20 protein-coding genes are annotated in these 19,476 nt (G+C 62.3%); 11 read left to right on the top strand and 9 right to left on the bottom strand.

All coding sequences use genetic code 11. The features are described from left to right. Positions 1-77 precede the first annotated feature (77 nt). The 4 genes from O7A61_RS09935 to O7A61_RS09920 form a co-directional block, all read right to left on the bottom strand. Positions 78-1,169, bottom strand: coding sequence for a methylenetetrahydrofolate reductase (locus O7A61_RS09935; protein ID WP_027145889.1), 1,092 nt, complete (start codon positions 1,167-1,169; stop codon positions 78-80). After that, complete coding sequence (locus O7A61_RS09930) at positions 1,166-1,762, bottom strand: methylenetetrahydrofolate reductase C-terminal domain-containing protein (protein ID WP_140751864.1); 597 nt, start codon at positions 1,760-1,762, stop codon at positions 1,166-1,168. The genes O7A61_RS09935 and O7A61_RS09930 overlap by 4 nt, the downstream gene beginning before the upstream one ends. Then, complete coding sequence (locus O7A61_RS09925) at positions 1,755-2,057, bottom strand: virulence factor (RefSeq protein WP_337129607.1); 303 nt, start codon at positions 2,055-2,057, stop codon at positions 1,755-1,757. The genes O7A61_RS09930 and O7A61_RS09925 overlap by 8 nt, the downstream gene beginning before the upstream one ends. 410 nt (positions 2,058-2,467) lie before the next feature. Continuing rightward, positions 2,468-3,043, bottom strand: coding sequence for a DUF4893 domain-containing protein (locus O7A61_RS09920; protein WP_337129605.1), 576 nt, complete (start codon positions 3,041-3,043; stop codon positions 2,468-2,470). 100 nt (positions 3,044-3,143) lie between these two features. On the opposite strand from O7A61_RS09920, the gene O7A61_RS09915 reads away from it, so the two are divergent. Next, entirely contained in the window at positions 3,144-4,064 is a 921-nt protein-coding gene (locus O7A61_RS09915) for an NAD-dependent epimerase/dehydratase family protein (protein WP_337129603.1), read from the top strand. Between the two features lie 4 nt (positions 4,065-4,068). On the opposite strand, the gene O7A61_RS09910 is transcribed toward O7A61_RS09915, so the two are convergent. After that, positions 4,069-4,698, bottom strand: a complete 630-nt coding sequence (locus O7A61_RS09910) for a DUF1638 domain-containing protein (protein ID WP_337129601.1) — start codon at positions 4,696-4,698, stop codon at positions 4,069-4,071. A 63-nt stretch (positions 4,699-4,761) separates the two neighbouring features. Here O7A61_RS09910 and O7A61_RS09905 point away from each other — a divergent pair, with 63 nt between their 5' ends. Beyond that, positions 4,762-4,902: an entericidin A/B family lipoprotein gene (locus O7A61_RS09905; RefSeq protein ID WP_140502638.1), complete on the top strand. Its 141-nt coding sequence runs from the start codon at positions 4,762-4,764 to the stop codon at positions 4,900-4,902. An 87-nt stretch (positions 4,903-4,989) separates the two neighbouring features. Here O7A61_RS09905 and O7A61_RS09900 read toward each other — a convergent pair whose 3' ends face one another. Continuing rightward, positions 4,990-5,688 (bottom strand): corrinoid protein, encoded by a 699-nt coding sequence (locus O7A61_RS09900; RefSeq protein WP_140502640.1) that lies wholly within the window; start codon positions 5,686-5,688, stop codon positions 4,990-4,992. A 288-nt stretch (positions 5,689-5,976) separates the two neighbouring features. On the opposite strand from O7A61_RS09900, the gene O7A61_RS09895 reads away from it, so the two are divergent. The 7 genes from O7A61_RS09895 to O7A61_RS09865 all read left to right on the top strand — a co-directional run bounded on the left by O7A61_RS09895 (position 5,977) and on the right by O7A61_RS09865 (position 13,962). After that, positions 5,977-7,551, top strand: coding sequence for a trimethylamine methyltransferase family protein (locus O7A61_RS09895; RefSeq protein ID WP_140718107.1), 1,575 nt, complete (start codon positions 5,977-5,979; stop codon positions 7,549-7,551). A gap of 98 nt (positions 7,552-7,649) precedes the next feature. Further along, positions 7,650-8,330, top strand: a complete 681-nt coding sequence (locus O7A61_RS09890; RefSeq protein ID WP_337129596.1) for a 4Fe-4S dicluster domain-containing protein — start codon at positions 7,650-7,652, stop codon at positions 8,328-8,330. Between the two features lie 105 nt (positions 8,331-8,435). Beyond that, positions 8,436-9,173 carry a dienelactone hydrolase family protein gene (locus tag O7A61_RS09885; protein ID WP_337129594.1) on the top strand — a complete coding sequence of 246 codons (738 nt, stop codon included), beginning with the start codon at positions 8,436-8,438 and terminating at the stop codon, positions 9,171-9,173. A gap of 105 nt (positions 9,174-9,278) precedes the next feature. Beyond that, positions 9,279-10,457: an NAD(P)/FAD-dependent oxidoreductase gene (locus tag O7A61_RS09880; protein WP_337129592.1), complete on the top strand. Its 1,179-nt coding sequence runs from the start codon at positions 9,279-9,281 to the stop codon at positions 10,455-10,457. Positions 10,458-10,579: 122 nt separating this feature from the next. Beyond that, on the top strand, positions 10,580-11,140 hold the full coding sequence (locus O7A61_RS09875; protein ID WP_337129590.1) for an RNA polymerase sigma factor: 561 nt from the start codon (positions 10,580-10,582) through the stop codon (positions 11,138-11,140). Positions 11,141-11,142: 2 nt separating this feature from the next. After that, a complete protein-coding gene (locus tag O7A61_RS09870) occupies positions 11,143-13,341 on the top strand; it encodes a YfbK domain-containing protein (protein WP_337129588.1) in 2,199 nt (732 codons plus the stop codon). Positions 13,342-13,692: 351 nt separating this feature from the next. Continuing rightward, positions 13,693-13,962 (top strand): hypothetical protein, encoded by a 270-nt coding sequence (locus O7A61_RS09865; RefSeq protein WP_337129587.1) that lies wholly within the window; start codon positions 13,693-13,695, stop codon positions 13,960-13,962. 17 nt (positions 13,963-13,979) lie between these two features. Here O7A61_RS09865 and bmt read toward each other — a convergent pair whose 3' ends face one another. Beyond that, a complete protein-coding gene (bmt, locus tag O7A61_RS09860; RefSeq protein WP_337129631.1) occupies positions 13,980-15,002 on the bottom strand; it encodes a betaine--homocysteine S-methyltransferase in 1,023 nt (340 codons plus the stop codon). A 131-nt stretch (positions 15,003-15,133) separates the two neighbouring features. Continuing rightward, a complete protein-coding gene (locus O7A61_RS09855) occupies positions 15,134-15,991 on the bottom strand; it encodes a helix-turn-helix domain-containing protein (protein WP_337129585.1) in 858 nt (285 codons plus the stop codon). Between the two features lie 231 nt (positions 15,992-16,222). Here O7A61_RS09855 and O7A61_RS09850 point away from each other — a divergent pair, with 231 nt between their 5' ends. Both O7A61_RS09850 and O7A61_RS09845 read left to right on the top strand, forming a co-directional pair. Next, positions 16,223-17,233 carry a fatty acid desaturase gene (locus tag O7A61_RS09850; RefSeq protein WP_337129583.1) on the top strand — a complete coding sequence of 337 codons (1,011 nt, stop codon included), beginning with the start codon at positions 16,223-16,225 and terminating at the stop codon, positions 17,231-17,233. A 94-nt stretch (positions 17,234-17,327) separates the two neighbouring features. Then, a complete protein-coding gene (locus tag O7A61_RS09845; protein WP_337129581.1) occupies positions 17,328-18,155 on the top strand; it encodes a phosphate/phosphite/phosphonate ABC transporter substrate-binding protein in 828 nt (275 codons plus the stop codon). On the opposite strand, the gene O7A61_RS09840 is transcribed toward O7A61_RS09845, so the two are convergent. Further along, complete coding sequence (locus tag O7A61_RS09840) at positions 18,120-19,475, bottom strand: M24 family metallopeptidase (RefSeq protein WP_337129579.1); 1,356 nt, start codon at positions 19,473-19,475, stop codon at positions 18,120-18,122. The two genes, O7A61_RS09845 and O7A61_RS09840, sit on opposite strands and share 36 nt — an antisense overlap. Position 19,476: the final 1 nt, after the last annotated feature.

The raw sequence follows: 19,476 nt of genomic DNA, 5'->3' as shown, positions 1-19,476 counted from the left end.
CTCTCCGTCGTGATATAAAGAGTTCTTTATATCGTTATCTCTTGTCGATCAAGCGAATGGTGGTCGTTCCGCGCGGGTCAATGCGCGGTCTTCACCATATCCACCTGGGTTTCGGTAATCTCGTCGTGCAGGATGTGGTCCAGCCGGTCGGCGACCATCTGGTCGTCGCGGCGGATCTCACGCTTCCATGGCTGGCGGCCCTTCAGCACACCCGATTCATCGACGATCTCGGCGACATATTCCTCCTGGCGATAGGCCATCACGTGGATGCCAGAGACGCCGGGAATTTCCTTCACCTCGTTGATGATGTCGGTGCAGAGCTGCTTGCCTTCCTTCTTCTGGTCCTGGGCGCCTTCCAGCCGCTTGATGATGGCGTCAGGGATATGGATACCGGGCACGTTGGAGCGGATCCATTTTGCCGTCTTGGCCGAGGCCAAGGGGCCGACCCCGCACAGGATGAACACCTTTTCGGTATGGCCGAGATCGCGGGCCTTCTGCATGAAGGTCTTGAACATCGGCACGTCGAAGCAGTACTGCGTCTGCACGAACTGCGCGCCGGCGGCGATCTTCTTGCCGAGATGGATCGGGCGAAAGTCGAAGGGCGGCGCGAACGGATTGACGGCAGCGCCCAGGAACAGCTGCGGGGGCGTCGTCAGCTTGCGGCCGGACAGAAACTTGCCGTTGTCACGCATGATGCGGCAGGTCTCCAGCAGCGACATGGAATCGAGATCGAACACCGGCTTGGCGCCCGGCTGGTCGCCGGCCTGCACGCCGTCGCCGGTCAGGCACAGCATGTTGGCGACGCCCATTGCGGCACCGCCCAGCACATCGCCCTGGATGGCGATACGGTTCTTGTCGCGGCAGGCGATCTGCATGATTGGGGCGTAGCCCATGCGAGTCAGCAGTGCACAAATACCGACCGAGGACATATGGCAATTGGCGCCGGACGCATCGACCGCGTTGATGGCATCGACCCAGCCGTCGAATATCTTCGCCCTGTTGTAGACATCCTCGGGGTCGGCGCTGTCGGGTGGGTTGAGCTCGGTGGTCACCGCGAATTCGCCGCGCCTGAGCACGCGCTCCAGCCGGCCGCGCGAGGTGTGGCCGGGCAGGGGATCGAGCGGCAAATGGATGCCGGCCGGATTTTCATCGAGCTGGCGGCCGATCATGCGGAGGCTCCGGTCTTCGCGGCAGCGGCGGCTTCACGGGCTGCCGCGGCCTGCGCAGTCACCCGCAGCCAGGCCGAAGTTTCGCGCAACGACTGGTCTACCGGCTTCTGCACGGTGAGAATCCTGTCGGAGTTGACCATGTTCTGCGAACCTTCCCAGGCCTTGACCCAGACGCAGGGCATATCGGGCTCGACCTCGCAATTGCCGTTGGCGCGCACGCCGCCGCAGGGGCCGTTGCGCAACTGCTTGGGGCAATTCATCGGGCACGACATGCCGGTCGAGGACAGGATGCACTGGCCGCACATGCGGCAGTCGAACATGAAGCCCTTGACGCGCTTTTCAACGAATTTGATTGGAGCCTCGACACGGCCATAACCGATGCCCTTCCACAAGGGATGCAGCAGCAGGAACGTGTCGGCAAAACGCGCATAAAACCATTCGAGCAATCGCGAGTGCCGAACAGACCATAGTCTCACCGCGAACGAGCGCTGCACGCGGCGCTGCGGCGACACGTCGGCCGGCTTGTAGTCGGATTTCGGCGCGGCCTTCTTGACCAGCGTGGCCTGGGTAACCGCCGGGTTCTCGTCAGACATTTTCTTTTCCGCCCGCCTTGACCAGAGCGACCAGCCGCTCGCGGTCGTATTTCGTGTCGAGCTCGTGGAATGCTTTTTCGACCTCGGCTTCGAGATCGTCACCGACCGGAACCGGTTCGGCCTTGCGCCATTCGGCGAGATAGTTGTCGGTGCCACCGGCGCCGGTGCGCATGGCACACATGTCGATCGCTTCGGTGAAGCGCAACGGCAATTCGCGCTTGGCGTTCTGCCGGCCTTTCCTAACGATGACCTGGGCAGGGATGTCGCGCCAGTAGACGACGATAAGATCGGCCATGAATTCTCGCTCCTCGATATTCCGAGCATTGCCGCAAGCGTCGTAAGGCTGCTTGTTATGGGACGACGCGCGCGCATTCAAAAGCGACGCATTTGGATGTCGTAAAATGAAAGGCGGGTTTATTCGTTGCGACCCATGTCGCGACGGGGGCGATGCAGCAGGAATGGCGGCGAAGTTTGCGCTGTTCCCGACGCTGGATGCGTTATCAGATGCCGGTTCTCAGCCCCTGTCCAGACGTAGAGCCAGATCGTTGGGTGGTACCATTGTTTCGACGGCAGCCCGGGATCGAACGTCGCGACGCTGCCATTGATCTTGCCATACTCCAAGGACCGGCTGACGTGGCCGGACCTTAGGGTAGGCGGGTTAATCCTTGGTATGCCGGAAGCCTTGCCAGGGCATGAAGACGCCGGTCAGCGCTTGAACTCCATGATGTCGAGCTTCGATTCGTAGTAGGGGGCGGGGAATTCGATGCGCCATTCCTTGGCGCTGTTGCGGAAGGCGTAACCGACCTGGTCGGTTTGCAGACCGCTGCCATAGGGCTTTGCCCGGTCGTCGTTGACGGAGCCGGAGCCAAGATAGATCGAGCGCTTGTCGCCGTCGTCGAAGAAGCGGCCCTGGGTGCGTTGCGAACCGCTGATCTTTTCCAGCCGCCAACCGGAGCCATCATCGGTGACCCTGCATTTGAACCAGCCATAGATGACGAGCGGGCTCGGTCCGCCGACCTTGATCGTGCGGCACCGCCAATTGCCAGTGAGATCCTTGTCGGAGAAGGCGACCAGCGGCTTGCCCAGCAGCGTGTCGAGTTGCTTGAGCTCGGCGGGTTTGCCCGCCTTTGCCTCGGCGAGCGCCGCCTTGCGGGTATCGCCATATTTGTCGAGCCGCGCCTTGTCGGCGGCGGTGATCAGTTTCTGCACCTGACCGTCGGCAAGGGCGGGCAAAGTGCAGCAGAGCAGGCCGACAACGGCAAGCAAGGGGGGGAGGTTCATCAAAGGATTCCCTGTTTTTGTCTGGGGCATAACTTACCGGGTCGCTGGCGCCTGTCATCCGTGCTTAACAGCGTCACGGTCGAAATTCATGGTGTGACGAATGCGAATCTTGCTCACGGGGTCGTCGGGTTGGCTGGGAAGCGCGTTGGCGCCGCTCCTGCGCGGGATTGGACATGAGGTGATCGGGATCGATCCCGTTCCATCGGCCGAAACGCGGATCGTCGGTTCGATTGCCGACCGCGATCTCGTCATGCGTGCCGTCGGGGAAAACCGGATAGAGGCCATCATTCACAGCGGTGCGCTACACAAGCCCAACATAGAAAGCCACGCCAACAGCGATTTCATCGCGGCCAATGTGCAAGGCACGCTAAACCTGCTCGACGCGGCGGTGGCGGCCAATGTGCAACGCTTCGTCTTCACGTCAACGACCTCGCTGATGATCTCGCAGGCGATACGCGACGGCTTCAAGGGTGGTGCACGCAAGGCGGCATGGCTGACGGAGGCGATGTCGCCCGAGCCGCGCAACATCTATGGGGTGACCAAGCTCTCCGCCGAGCATCTCTGCCGTCTCTACCACCTCCGGCACGGGCTGCCGGTGGTGGTGCTGCGCACGGCACGTTTCTTCCCCGAGCCCGACGACATGGCGCATGCGATCGAGCAGTCGGACGCCAACACCAAGGCGAACGAACTGCTGTTTCGGCGGATGACGGTGGACGACGCGGCGCAGGCGCATGTCGCGGCATTGGAGAAGGCACCGGAGCTCGGCTTCGACATCTTCATCGTCTGTGCGCCAACGCCGTTCCAGCCCGGAGATTGCGCGGATTTGATCGCGGACGCTCCATCGGTCGTGGCGCGTTATTTTCCCGAATTTCCGGCACTTTATGCGCGCAAAGGCTGGACGATGTTTTCCTCGATCGACCGGGTCTATGACGCGTCACGGGCGAGGGACAGGCTGGGCTTTGCCTGCAGGAAAAGTTTTGCCGACGTGCTGGCGGCGCTGGCGGCCGAAGACGGGACCTGAGCCGTCAGGCGTTCGCGGCCGCCCGCGCCAGGCCTGGCGTCAGGTCGCCAAAACCGGTGGAGCGGCGCTCATAGGCAAGGCCAAGCAGGGCCGCGGCCTTTTCCGCGACCTTGTCGAGCTCCGGATCATCGGTCTGCGCCAGATAGATCAGCTTCTGGTAGTTGCCGAAATAGTCCTTGATCAGCTCCGGGTGCTTGTCCAGGCCGAGCGGCTTCATGAAGAAGGCATCGAATTGACGGCACAGGAAGTCCGTCATGTAGAACGACATCATGTCGTCGTCGCCGACCTTCGCATAGGCCTCCATGCCTTGATAGAAGGCGAAGCAATGCGGGCCGGCCATGCGCTCGACGCCATGCTTCTCCAACACGCGGTCAAGCACGCCGCCAGTGCCGCAATCGGCATAGCCGACGAAGATGTGCTCGTAACCCTCCGCCTTGGCCTTTTCGATCGCCTTGTCCATGGCCGGCGCGATGCGGTCGGGATAGAAATGAAATTCCGCCGGCAAACACGTCAATTCGAGGTGATCCAGCCCGAGCCGTTCCTTGACGGCCAACACCTCGCGCGCAATCATCCCGCAGGCGATGACGAGCAGCCTGTCGCTTTGATTCGGCTTCGTTTTCTGTGTTTTGGCCATGGGATCAGTCAAGCCGAGCTTCGTTGCTGTAAGCTAATTTATCTATTGAGGGAGACACGGTCCATGAAACTGCTACGCATCGCACCGATTGCCATTCTTGCCAGCGTCCTGGCCCTTACGGCTTGCGCGAACACCGTCCGCGGCGTCGGCAAGGACGTCAAATCGACGGCCAGGGCGGTCAAGGACACCGTCACCAAGCCCTGATCCGCGAGCGGCCTTCCCATCATCTGGGAACAAAAAAGCCGCGCTGCAAGGCGCGGCTTTTTCTATTGTCCATGCCGGATTGTCCAATCAGGCCGAAGCACGGACGTTGTGCTTGCGTTTCATGAAGTCCTTGGCGGTCTCGACCGCCACCGCGGCGTCGCGGCAATAGGCGTCGGCGCCGACGGCCTTGCCGAATTCCTCGTTGAGCGGCGCGCCGCCGACCAGCACGACATAGTCGTCGCGAATGCCTTTTTCCTTCATCGTGTCGATGACGACCTTCATGTAGGGCATGGTGGTGGTGAGCAGCGCCGACATGCCGATGATGTCGGGCTGGTGCTGCTCGATCGCATCGAGATACTTCTCGACCGCGTTGTTGATGCCGAGGTCGATGACGTCGAAGCCAGCACCCTCCATCATCATGCCGACGAGGTTCTTGCCGATGTCGTGGATGTCGCCCTTGACGGTGCCGATCACCATCTTGCCCTGTTTCGGCGCGCCGGTGGCGGCGAGCAGCGGGCGCAGGATGAACATACCGGCCTTCATCGCATTGGCCGACAACAGCACTTCGGGAACGAACAGGATGCCGTCGCGAAAATCCTCGCCGACGATACGCATGCCTTCGACCAGCGCCTCGGTCAGCACCTTGTAGGGCACCCAGCCGCGATCGAGCAGGATGCGCGTGCCTTCCTCGATTTCTTCCTTCAGACCGTCATAGAGATCGTCGTGCATCTGCTGCACCAACTCGTCGTCGGAAAGTTCGGAAAGGATGATCTCGTCGTCGGACATTTTAATCCAGCTCCTCACGGCATCGCGACTGTGTCGCAAGGCACAAAATAATGGCGTTCATACCTAACCCGCAACGGGCGGGTATCCATAGCTGATTTGCGACTTCCCGCAAAAGGAAAGCGACTGGAAAATCTATCGGATTTCTTGTCGATTTTGCGACAGGCGTTGGCGCGGACGGGCCGTTTCGAATAGGGTGCTTGGCTACGATCCGGCGAAAGCCGCGCCATGCGGCCGCAACGGTTACGGACCGGCCATCGTCAGGCAGGCCATATTCAGGGAAGAGCGATCATGAGCGAACACGCGGCAGTCGACCAGGAAGCGTCCAACGCGCGGCGTGGGCGCGGCGCCAGCGGCGGAGCGGCGGCAAGGCGCGCGGCGCGTTCCGGCGGCGGCCCCGGCACACAGCTCACCTACATCAAGCGCAAGATCAACGTCTACGAGGTGCTGAACGAGGAAGGCCTGGCGCTGATCGAGAAGAACACCGACACGGTGCTGGAAGAGATCGGCATTATTTTCCGCGATGACGCGGAAGCGTTGCAGCTGTGGAAAGAGGCCGGCGCCGACGTCAAGGGCGAGCGCGTGCATTTTCCCAAGGGGCTCTGCCGTTCGCTCTTGAAGACCGCGCCCTCCGTCTACACCCAGCATGCCCGCAATTCAGAACGCTCGGTGCAGATCGGCGGCAATGCGACCGTGTTCGCGCCGGTCTATGGTCCGCCCTTCGTGCGCGATCTCGACGGCGTCAGGCGCTATGCGACGATCGAGGATTTCCAGAATTTCGTGAAGCTCGCCTATATGGCGCCGTCGATCCACCATTCGGGCGGCACGGTGTGCGAGCCGGTCGACGTGCCGGTCAACAAGCGCCATCTCGACATGGTCTACGCGCACATCAAATATTCCGACAAGCCGTTCATGGGTTCGGTGACCGCGCCGGAGCGCGCCGAGGACACGGTGGCGATGGCCAAGCTCGTCTTCGGCGACGACTTCGTCGAGAACAACACCGTGCTGACCAGCCTGATCAACGCCAATTCGCCGATGGTGTTCGACGAGACCATGCTGGGCGCCCTGAAGGTCTATTCGCGTCATAACCAGGCCTGCATCGTCACGCCGTTCATCCTCGCCGGCGCGATGAGCCCGGTGACGGTCGCCGGCACGCTGACGCAGGTCCTGGCCGAAGTGCTGGCCGGCGCCTCATTCACACAGCTGATCCGTCCGGGCGCGCCGGTGCTGTTCGGCACCTTCGCCTCTTCGATCTCCATGCAGTCGGGCGCGCCGACCTTCGGCACTCCGGAGCCGTCGCTGGTCTCCTATGGCGCGGCACAACTCGCACGCCGTCTCGGCTTACCGTTCCGCACCGGCGGCTCGCTCTGCGCCTCGAAAGTCCCGGACGCGCAGGCAGCCTATGAGAGCGCCAACACGCTGAACTCGACCATTCTCGCCGGCACCAACTTCGTGCTGCATTCGGCTGGCTGGCTCGAAGGCGGCCTGGCGTCCTGCTACGAAAAATTCATGATGGATATCGACCAGCTCGGCATGACCCAAAAATTCTCCGAAGGCGTCGATCTTTCGGAAAACGGCCAGGCGATGGACGCCATCCGCCAGGTCGGTCCGGGCAGCCATTATCTCGGTTGCGACCACACACAGGCCAATTTCCAGACCGCCTTCTACCGCTCGTCGATCGCCGACAACAACTCCTATGAGCAGTGGCTGGCCGAGGGTCAGAAGACCGCGCCGCAGCGCGCCAACGATCTGGCGCGGCGCTGGCTGGAGACTTACGAGGCGCCGCACCTTGATGAAGGCATCGACGAAGCCCTGAAGGACTTCATCGCCAAGAAGAAGGGGTCGATGCCCGACGCCTTCACCTGAAAGGAGCCCGACTCAGGCGGGGCTAAAGTCGCCAACATCATCCACAAGGAAGTCTGGCGGAGCGCCTTCTCCGATCCGGACAAGAAGGGATGATTTGCGTGCGCGGCATGATCGAGGAGATCACGGCCGCGCTTGGCGCCAACGGCCTCATCCTGCGTGGCGGCTTTCTTTTTCCCCCTCACGACGGTGCCCCTAATGGCGCCTCGGGCGCGCCGGCAAAGTCCGTCCTGCTGGTAGGGCAGGCGGGTGCGGCACCCAGGCCGCATTTCCTGCGCTGGCGGCGGCAGCAGCCAAAGGTGATCGCCAATCCGCTCGACACCTGGTCGCGGCAGGTGATTGGCGCTGTGGCTGAAAAGTTTGGCGCGCGCGCTGTTTCGCCGTCGGAGAAGCCTTACCTGCCGTTCCAGCAATGGGCTGTTCGGGCGGAGGGGCTGAAGCCGTCGCCGCTCGGCATCCTCATGCATCCACAATACGGACTGTGGCATGCCTATCGCGGGGCGTTGCTGTTCGAGGAGGAGGTAGCGCTTCCGGAGCCTCGCGAGGCGATCCATCTCTGCGACACATGCGTCGACAAACCCTGTCTGAAATCCTGTCCGGTCGATGCCTATTCCACGGAAGGATTCGCCTGCCAGCCCTGCCTGACCCATGTGCGCGGGGCGAATGGCGGGTCGTGCCGTACTGGCGGTTGCCTTGACCGCAATGCCTGCCCCTATGGCACAAGCTACCGCTATCCGGCAGAGGTTCAGGCCTTCCATATGGCTGCATTCGCTGGTCTTTAGCGCGTCACGCGATCCCACGAAATGTTGACTGGCGGCCTCAGGCAACTGCCTTGCCGTGGCCGCTTGCGCGGATATGTATCGCCCATCTGATCAACGGAGCAGGCAATGGCGAAGCAGGACCTTCAGATCAAGACCCGTGACGGCGTGGCGAAGGCTGGCCTGTTCCGCTCGGCCAAGGTCTCTCCAGCCAAAGCTGGCATCATCCTCTATCAGGACGCTTTCGGTCCACGGCCGGCGCTTGACCAAATGGCGGAACGGCTGGCGGGCGAGGGCTATGCGGTGCTGGTGCCGGACCTCTTCTATCGCAATGCGCCTTACGGGCCGTTCGATGCCAAGACCGCCTTTGCCGAGGAAAAGACCAAGGCGGCGCTGATGGCGCTGGTCACCGGCACGACGCAGGAGATGACCATCAGCGACAGCAGCGCGTTTCTCGAGGCAATGTCCGCCGAAGGCGTCACCGGGCCGATCGGCACCGTCGGTTATTGCATGGGCGGAGCGCGGGCGCTCAACGCCGCTGCGACGTATCCAGACACGATCAAGGCCGCCGCCAGTTTCCATGGCGGCAATCTCGCCAGCGATGCCGCCGACAGCCCCCACCGCAAGGCGGCCTCCATCAAAGCGCGCGTCTATGTCGGCATGGCGGGCGTCGACCGGAGCTTTCCGCCGGAGCAGTCGACGCGGCTGGAAGAGGCACTGCGGAATGCTGAAGTCGACCACGCGATCGAGAATTATGTCGGCATAGCGCATGGCTGGTGCGTGCCCGACCATGGCGTCTTCAACGCAGCCGGCGCCGAGCGGCATTGGAAGCGATTGACTGACTTGTTCGCAGAAACGCTGGTCTGAGCCTTCGCCACCCTGTTGGCCGCGCGGCACATTGGAGGTATCAGGGCCGAATGAGCGGCTCGCCCGGCTAGTGCGGCGCGGGGTCATGCGGGAACGATCAGCCTGATGCAATCCTATGATGTCGTGATCATCGGCGCCGGCGCCGCCGGAATGATGTGCGCCCTGGAGGCCGCCAAGCGCGGCCGTTCGGTGCTGATCCTCGATCATGCGGCGGCACCTGGCGAAAAGATCCGTATCTCAGGCGGCGGCCGGTGCAATTTCACCAACATCCATGCGAGCCCGAAGAATTTTATCTCGAGGAATCCGCATTTCTGCATCTCGGCGCTCAGCCGCTATACGCAGCGCGACTTCATCGTGCTCGTCGAACGCCACGGCATTGCCTATCACCAGAAGACACTGGGGCAGCTGTTTTGTGACGGCTCCGCGCGCCAGATCATCGACATGCTGGTTTCGGAGATGCGGGGCAGGGGCGCCGAGCTGGTATTGTCGACCCGCGTTGAGACGGTCGGCAAAACCGAGCAAGGGTTCGAACTCACGCTCTCCACCGGCGCGGTCTCTTGCCAGTCCCTGGTCGTGGCCTGTGGTGGCAAGTCGATCCCCAAGATGGGCGCGACGGGCTTCGGCTACGAGCTTGCCGAACGGTTTGGCCTTGCCATCGTCGAAACACGACCTGCCCTGGTGCCGCTGACCTTCGATGCAAAGACGCTCGAGCGACTTTCGCCCCTGGCCGGAAACGCCGTCGACGCCGAGATTGCCTGCGGCAAGATGCGGTTTTCCGAGGCGATGCTGTTCACGCATCGCGGTGTCAGCGGGCCCTCCATCCTGCAAATCTCCTCCTATTGGCGCGAGGGTGATGAAATCCGCATCGCCATGCTGCCGGGCGTGGATGTGGCTGAGCTCGTCCGCGCCGCCAAGCGTGACAATGGCCGGCAAGCGGTTCAGACCGTGCTTGCAAATCATTTGCCGAAACGGCTGGCCCAGGCGATAGCCGAGCGAACCGGGCTCGACGGCAACCTCGCCGGTCTTTCCGAGGCCCACATCAAAACCGTCGAGGCCGCGGTCAACGACTGGCGCATCAAGCCAGCCGGTTCGGAAGGCTACCGGACGGCCGAAGTGACGCTTGGCGGGGTAGACACCCACGGCCTCGACCAGAAGACGATGCAGGCGAAATCGATACCTGGTCTGTTCTTCATCGGCGAAGTCGTCGACGTCACCGGCTGGCTCGGCGGTTATAATTTCCAATGGGCATGGTCGTCGGGCTGGGCGGCGGGCCAGGCATGTTGACATTCAGGTGAGGCCGGCCTGACCTGAATCTCAATCCGCCCCCAGCCGCAAAAGTCCCAATTCGAAAAAATCTTTCCATCACCCCAAGGATTAGCCATTAGCCTTCGTCCAACAGGCAAATGATGGCGATGATGCTGGATGAGAGCGAAGCCTCCGACGCCGAGCTGATCGGGCGGGCGAAGGGCGGAGACAGGGGGGCCTTCGGCAAGTTGCTGGAGCGTCACTACGACTTCGTCTATCGCGCCGCCTATCGCTGGTGCGGCAGGAAGGCGGATGCCGAGGACATCGCCCAAGAAGTCTGCGTCCGGCTCGGCAAGGCGATCCGCGATTATCGCGGCGGCGGCGCGTTCACGACATGGCTCTATACCATGACGATGAACGCCGCGCGCGACCTGATGCGCAAGACCGCGCGCGAGACCGTCAAGACCGAGGCTTATGGCGTCCATGCGCTGATTTCGGGCGAGGCCCCGGCCGAGAGCGAAGACCCCGCCGAGGCGCTGTGGGGGGCGGTGCGGCAATTGCCCGACAAGCAGCGCGATGCCGTGATGCTTGTCTATGGCGAAGGCTTGAGCCACGCGGCCGCCGCCGAGGCGATGGCGATCTCGGAGACGACGGTTTCCTGGCACATCCATGAAGCGAAGAAACGGCTGAAGACGGTGATGCGTTCAGCCGGGGAAGTGTGACCATGGTCGACGACAACGAACTCAGAAAGCTGCGCGATGCAGCACTACCCGCACCCGGCGAGAGCGCGAAGGCGCGAGCCTTCGAGGCCGCCCTACGCGCTTATGACCAGCAGAATATTTCCGCTGTCACCCAAGGATCGGTCGGCGGCCTTCGTCTCACAGAGCGAGCACAAAAGCTCTGGAGCGAGATCATGCAAAAGAAACTCATTGCCACGCCGGCCATTGCCGGGCTCGTCGCCCTGCCGATCGCCGGATACGCCACCTTCCATATGCTGGGGGAACAGCTATCGCCGTTCGGCGGCGACGAGAAGATCACCGAGACGCTGGCCGACAAGCCGGCGACACTGAAGCCATTGGCCAAGCAGGCACCGGGAGATCAGGCCGTCAACGAGCCGGCCGTGACCACCGCGCCGGCCAAGGACAAGAAGGCCAACGCGGATGTGGAAAGCCGCGACGCCAGCGACGCCCTTGCGTCGGCCGCGACGCCGAAATCCGAATCGACTGCCGCCGGTGGCGCAGCACAACCGAACGCGCCGGTGAGCCCCACTGTATCGTCGAAGTTTGACCTGAAGACCTACAGCGGCAAGGAGATGGAGTATGGGACTTTGCCAGCTTCCAGGCCGGCCCCTGCACCCAGCGGTGAGATTGCCGGTCTCATGCCAAGCGCGCCTGATGCGGCGCGGGCCAGTCGCGTCCAGGGAGCTGAGTCCAGGCTTGTGGCCCCGCAGCAGCTGGCGGCCATCCCGGCCGACCAGATCGCGCCGCAGGAGGAAAACCACGACCGCGTCCAGGATTTCAAGACCAATCCGGTGCACGCCGCATTGGAAGACCCGGTCTCGACCTTCTCGATCGATGTCGACACCGCTTCCTATTCCTTCGTGCGCGGCTCGCTGAAGCAGGGCTACCTGCCGCAGGCCGATACGGTCCGCGTCGAGGAGATGATCAATTACTTCCCCTATGACTGGAAGGGGCCGGACTCGGCATCGACGCCGTTCAACTCGACAGTCAGCGTCATGCCGACGCCGTGGAACACGCACACCAAGCTGATGCATGTCGCCATCAAGGGTTTCGACATCAAGCCGACCGAGCAGCCGAAGGCCAATTTGGTCTTCCTGATCGACGTGTCGGGCTCGATGGACGAACCGGACAAGCTGCCGCTGCTCAAGTCGGCATTCCGGCTGCTGGTCAGCAAGCTGAAGACCGACGACACCATCTCGATCGTCACCTATGCGGGTGACGCCGGCACCGTGCTGATGCCGACAAAGGTTGCCGAGAAGGACAAGATCCTCAATGCCATCGATAATCTGCAACCCGGTGGCTCGACGGCAGGTGAGGCCGGCATCAAGGAAGCCTATAAGCTTGCTCAGCAGTCCTTCATCAAGGACGGCGTCAACCGGGTGATGCTTGCCACCGACGGCGACTTCAATGTCGGCCAGACCGATGACGACGACCTGAAGCGGCTGATCGAGAGCGAGCGCAAGACCGGCGTGTTCCTGTCGGTGTTCGGCTTCGGCCGCGGCAATCTGAACGATGAGATGATGCAGACCATTGCCCAGAACGGCAACGGCACCGCCGCTTATATCGACACGCTGGCCGAGGCCGAGAAGGTGCTGGTCGAGGACGCTTCTTCGACGTTGTTTACCATCGCCAAGGATGTGAAGATCCAGGTCGAGTTCAACCCGGACAAGGTCTCCGAATATCGACTGATCGGCTACGAGAGCCGGGCGCTCAACCGCGAGGATTTCAACAATGACCGCGTCGATGCCGGCGATATCGGCTCGGGGCATTCGGTCACCGCGATCTATGAGATCACGCCCAAGGGCGGTGGTGGCGAGCAGATCGATCCGCTACGCTATGGCCAGGCCACGGTGAACAATGGCGGCGTTGCCAATGCGGACGAATATGCCTTCGTCAAGATCCGCTACAAGCTGCCGAACGAGGACGTCTCGAAGCTGATCACCACGCCGGTGACCTCGGCCAACGAGGTGGCGTCCTTCGACCAGGCGAGCACCGACCAGCGTTTCTCCGTCGCGGTGGCGGCCTTCGGCCAGAAGCTGCGCGACGAGGATGCGACCGCGAAGTTCGGCTACGACAAGATCATGGAGATTGCCACTGCGGCCCGAGGAGCCGACCCGTTTGGGTACAGGTCCGAGTTCCTTTCGCTTGTGCGCCTTGCCTCGGCGCTGGGCGGCAACCGGTAGTGGCGATGACGGCCGGTTTCTTTCAGATGATGGGATCGTTCTGATAACCGGCCCACGGGCGGGTGAGGCAGGCCGGCGAGGGATACTTTCCCTTGCCGGCCTCTTTTCGGATCTGTCGATATTCAGGTGATGCCGGCCTGCAAACAGTGTCTTCCTGCGCTTCCGGTGCTCACGTACTTGAGTACGCTCCGCTCCGGTTCTCGAAAGTCACTGTTTTCGGCTCGGCCTGACCTGAATCTCAACAGATCCTAGGGCAGCGCGCTGGATCATTAAATTGCGCTGCATTTCCGGTACCGGATCGCAATTTCCTCTCGCTACACCGGTCATGTCTAAGGCTTGAGGGAGCCCGAATTGCAGATCAGAACCATCGCCAACTCTACTCCGCCGGCACGGGATGCTTCGGCGGTTTCGTCAGCCCCGTCAGCCGAATCCAGACGCATCAGCGATGATGTCGCGCAGGCCCGTCACACCGCCATGTCGGCACTGACCAACGACCGCTTCGGCGCCATGCTGGAGCACATTTCTGATCCCGCCGCATCGGGTGCGCTTGCAACAATGCGCGGCGACAATGTCGTCGATTTCAGGTCGGCGCAGTCGAGCTACGCCGACAGCAGCGAATAACCGAAAAAGAAATCGCGTCAGGCGCGGGTGCGCCGCCGCTCGCGGCGGGCTTCGCTAGTCTCGGCCGTGTTTGCCGTCGCCACCTTGTTGCGCATCGGGCCGATGCGCTCGACGATTTTTTCGACCGTCGGACGAGCCGCTTTGGTGTGGGCGTCGAGTGCCTTGCGCATCGCGGCAAGATGCTGAAACGAGGTGCCGCAGCAGCCGCCGATGATCTTGGCGCCGCCATCCACGGCGAGGCGGACATAGTCTGCCATCAATTCCGGCGTGCCGGAATAGTGGATCTCGGTGCCACGGAATTCCGGGATTCCGCAATTGCCCTTGACGATGACGGTCGCCTCCGGCTTCGCCTCGGTCATGTCGAGCAGCGAGGCCAGAATGTCGGAGGCACCGACACCGCAATTGGCGCCAACGCCGAGCGGGGCTTGCGACAGGCCATCGGCGACGCCGTGGATATCCTTCGGCAGCAGGCCCATCATGGTGCGGCCGGCGGTGTCGAAGGAGCCGGTATAGGTGTAGGGCATGCCGGCGCGGATGGCGGCTTCGGCAGCGGCGCGGATCTCGTCGGGAGCGGACATCGTCTCGATCCAGGCGACTTCGGCGCCACCTTCCTTGAGACCCTCGATCTGCTCGGCGAAGGCGTCGACCGCCTCGTCATAGGTCATGGCGCCAAGCGGCACCAGCAATTCGCCGGTCGGGCCGACCGAGCCGGCGACGATCACCTTGCGGCTGGCCTTGTCGGCAACGGCCCGCGCAATCTCGGCCGCGCGCTTGTTCAGCGCATGCACACGATCCTGCGCATGGTGCAGCTTGAGCCGGTGGCGGGTGCCGCCGAAGGAGTTGGTCAGGATGATGTCGGCGCCGGCGTCGACGAAATTCTGGTGCAGGCGGGTGATGGTGTCGGGCGCGGTTTCGTTTAGCAGTTCCGGCGCCTCGCCAGCCTCCAGACCCATGGCGAACAAATTGGTGCCCGTGGCGCCATCGGCCAGCAGCACACCCTTTTCAGCCAGCAGGGCATCGATCGGATTGGTCGTCGTCATCGGATTGGCTTTCATGTCCTGGAATTCGAATAAGGATATAAAGAAGTCTTTATGTCTAGTCAATCAAATTGCGACGTCGGAATGGCAGGCATGGAGGCGGGTCGGACGATCCAGCAGTATCCCAAGCGCGCTCAGACAGTGCCTGATGCGAACGACATGCTGGCCAGATTGCGTGCGAAGGCGGCCGCTTCGTGCGGGTTGATGTCGGCGGCGCGGATCAGATTGTCGAAATGTCGGGTCAGGGCCTGGACGGGCTGGGTGGCGTTCAGCACCACATACATGTCGCCGACATAGATGGCGGCGCGATAGGGGCCGAAGATGGTGAGCGGGATGGAATAGCGCATGCGGCCGTCGTAAAGGAACAGGCGGAAGGTCGGATAGAGGTCGTCGAGCAGCGTCGCCATATGGGCAAGTTGCTGCTGGCGGTCGGCCGCCGGGAAACGGTCCCACACACCGAGGCCGCGGGCGAAAATCTCCAGCGTGTGGCGCGGCATGCAGACTTCCATGTCGGTTTCCGGACGCCGGTTGTATTCGATGCGGTATTGCGTCTCGCTGGCCTGCGCCAGGCGGCTCCTGTTGGTGATGTTGGCTTCGTAGTCGACGAGCGCGCGAGTGCGCAGGAGATCGGGAATGCCGGCCGGCACATAACGGATCTTGGTGCCGGCCGCTTCAGCGAACCATTTTGCCAGCAGCGTGCGGTCGAAGCCGTCGGGCGCTTCCTCGATCTCGAGGCTTTCGCGGATTTCGCCGGTCACGCCTTCGTCCTGGCTGAGGCCAAGCAGCCAATCCAGTGACACCTTGAATTCGGCGGCGATGTTGAGCAGCGTTTCAGCGCGCGGCAGGCGCGTCGAGGCGCCCGACATCAGTTGCGACAGCGCCGATCGATCGATGCCGACTGCTGACGCGAAGGCCGACTGGTTGAGGTCGGATCTTGTCAGGAGGAGCTTCAGACGCTCCCGGAAGATCGTCGACAGATCGCGCTTGTCCATGCCTTTGCTCCTGTCTTCTGGAGGAAAAAATTTGCGCTCGAGCCAAGTGAATAGGCGCTTGAGGCGTAAACGAATCCCTAAGTCTGTTCACAATGTGCAACATATGCGGTCAAAAATGCGCAATCGCAACATTTTGTGCACTTTGTCGCGTTGAGTGGAATCACTTCTCCTGACACAATGCTGTCAGGAACCAGTTGGGGTTCCGGCAACTGAGGGACAGTGGTCGATAGCATGACTGGCAAGAGCATTCGGCGAAGCAGCAGACCGGCCATCGAATGGCCGACCGTGGTTCTCGCATTCTTTTGCTACGGCACATGGTTCGCCGCCGGTCTCTTCCTCTGGCCATCCTATCCCATCCTGGCTCTTATCGTTATGGCCGTTACACTGGCTCTGCAGTCCTCGATCATGCATGAAGTGCTGCACGGTCACCCGACCCGCAACGCCCTCGTCAACGAAGCCTTCGTCTTCCTGCCGATCGGCCTTGCCTGGCCGTTCCGCCGCTTCAAGACCATTCATCTGCGTCACCATGCGGACGAGCGGCTGACCGATCCGCTGGACGATCCCGAGAGCTACTATAAGGCTCTGTGGCATCACGAAGAATTGCCGCCGCTGATGAAATTCGTACTGAAGATCAACAACACCATGGCCGGTCGCCTCGTGCTTGGACCATGGCTGTCCTGCATCGGCTTCCTCATCGATGACGCCAAGCAAGCGATCGCCGGAGACAAGGCGATCCGCAAGGCCTGGCTGCTGCATGCGATCGGCCTTGTCGTGGTGCTGCCGGTCGTACAGTTCGGGTTCGGCATGCCGGTTTGGCTCTATGTGCTGGTGCCGGTCTGGCTCGGCCAGTCGCTGATCTCGATCCGCACCTATGCCGAGCATCAGTGGTCGGAGCATCCGGAAGGCCGCACGGTGATTGTCGAGCGCTCGCCGCTGTCGCTCCTGTTCCTCAACAACAATCTGCATTTTGTCCATCACAAGAGCCCGACCATCGCCTGGTACCGGCTGCCGAAGCTGTTCCGTGACCGGCGCGAGGATTGGCTGCGGATGAACAATGGCTATGCCTACCCGAACTATTTCGCGCTGGTCAAAGCCTATGCCTTCAAGGCCAAGGAGCCGATCGTGCACCCGGTTCTGCGGCGCGCCCCCGAGCCGGGCAGGGCGTTCAAGCCGCGCGTCAGGGCGCGCAACATCAATGGGCTTGGCACGGTGCCGGTCCCGGCCGAACCGCCCAAGGAATAGCATCCGCGGATAGCGTGGATACCGTGTCGGCCAATTCTGATTGGGCGCCGCGTTTTTGCGATCCTTTCTCCGGACTTCGTGGTTTGATATCGGCATGAGCGAATTGATTGCGGCTTTGCCAATGTACGACTGGCCCGAAATGCGTGGGGAAGTCGATGCGCAGTGGACGTCGTTGCGCGATGCCTTCCGGCGGAAGGGTATCGATGCGCCGCAATCCATCGTGCGCCGCAATGGCGACCTGCCGGTCGTTCCGGGTGGCATTTGGGATGACGAAGGCAACCTCATCTCGCCCGATCCGGCGACGCTGCCGCCGGATGAACTCGATTCCCATAAGCTCTGGCTGCATCCGGCACTGTTGTTCGCGCAGGCCTGCTGGGGGCCGATGGAACTCGGCCTGTCCCGGCATGTGCAGGTGGTTGGCCAGCCAAGTTATGACGCTTATGAGGGCGGACAGGGCGAACTCTATTCGAGCGCGCTGGTTATGCGGGCAGGCGAGGGACCGGAGGTTCGGTCGCCCGCCGACGGCAAGGCCTTGCTGCCGCTCGATCTCATCCGAGACCGGCGCTTTACCTTCAACAGCCTCGATTCCATGTCGGGCATCATCGCGCTGACGCGCGACCTTGAAGCGGCCGGCGAAAACCTGGACATATTTTCATCGAGCGGCGAAAGCGGCGGCCATCGCGACTCGATCGTGGCGGTCGCCGAAGGCAGAGCGGATATCGCGGCGATCGACTGCGAAAGCTGGGCGCTGGCGCAGCGTTTCGAGCCGGCGGCGCGCAAGGTCGTGATCGTCGGCTGGACGGCACGACGCAAAGGCCTGCCTTACATCACCGCCAGGACGACGCCGGAAAAGACCGTGCACTCGATGCGCGAAGCGCTTGCCGGACTAGCCGAGCAGCCTCGCATCCAACGGGTAGGTTGAAAGCTTCTCGTTGCCGGTCTCGGTGATCAGGATCTGCTCCTCGATCTTGACACCTTCGCGGCCGCCCAGCCGGCCGATATAGCTTTCCACGCACAGCACCATGCCTGGTTCAAGCACGCCATCGGGCGTGTCTGGCGTCCAGTCACTGGCATGCGGCAAGGTTGGATATTCGTCGGCCAGTCCAACGCCGTGGTAGAGCACGCCGTAGCGAGTCGGGAAGCAGTCTCCCGGCGGGATGGCTGAGCGTTCGACAAGGTCGCGGAACGAGACGCTGGGCTGCATCAACGCGATGTTGTGTTCGATCTGGTCGGCTGCGATGCGGAACAGGTCGCGCTGTTCGTTGGTCGGCTTTGTATCGCCGCACAGCCAGGTGCGCGAGAGATCGGCGCAGAAGCCGTAGGGGCCGATCAGGTCGGTGTCGAAGGCGACCAGGTCGCCCGTCTCGATGTTCCGCGACGAACATTCCTGGAACCACGGATTGGTGCGTGGTCCCGACGTCAGCAGCCGCGTTTCGATCCATTCGCCGCCGCGCGCGATGTTGCCGCGATGGAGTTCGGCCCACAATTCGTTTTCGGAGATACCGGGCTTGAGCGCATGTTCCATCTCGCCCATGGCCGCCTCGCAAGCGACGATTGCGCGGCGCATGGCGAGGATTTCGTCCGGCGATTTTAACAAGCGGGCGTTCTCCATCACCGCTTCGCCATTGCCGATTGAAACACCAAGGCGCGCCAGTTCCTCGACGCCTTCCGGGTTGATGTGGTCGACGGCGATGCGGCTGTTGCCGCCGCCGTGCTCCCTGACCAGATCGGCGATACCGGTGGCCCAGCGGCGGACTTTTTGCTCGGTCAGTTCGCCGCTGTAGAGATACATCCACGACACCGCCGGCCGCACTTCGTCGACGATGCCGGAATGGTCTGACAGGTGCTCGCAGGAAAAGTAGTCGAACAGCACCACCGGCCCGTCGGTGGCGACGAAGCAATGCCGCGTCGGGTTGTGCGCGACCCAGAGCTGCATATTGGTAGAGTCGGTCGCGTAGCGGATGTTGACGGGGTCATAGAGCAAGGCGCCGGCGTAGCCGCGGCGCCTCAGCTCGGCACGGATGCGCTCGAGCCGGTATTTTCGCATCGCCGACAGGTCGGGCGCGGCAATACCTGCCGCCGCCCATTCCGCTTCAGCTTGTGCACCATAGCCCAGCACATGCTGGTTGAGCGAAGCCGCCTTCTCCCGGGAGGCTTCGCGCAACGCTTCGATCGAGCCTGATACAAAGGGCATGATCTTGCGGTGGCGGCCGAAGCTTCCCTTTGGCGCCCCGCTATCCATG

It is taken from the genome of Mesorhizobium sp. Cs1321R2N1 (genome assembly GCF_037179725.1).
In the GTDB taxonomy this organism is placed as follows: domain Bacteria; phylum Pseudomonadota; class Alphaproteobacteria; order Rhizobiales; family Rhizobiaceae; genus Mesorhizobium; species Mesorhizobium salmacidum.
This window is presented reverse-complemented; position numbering and strand designations above follow the sequence as displayed.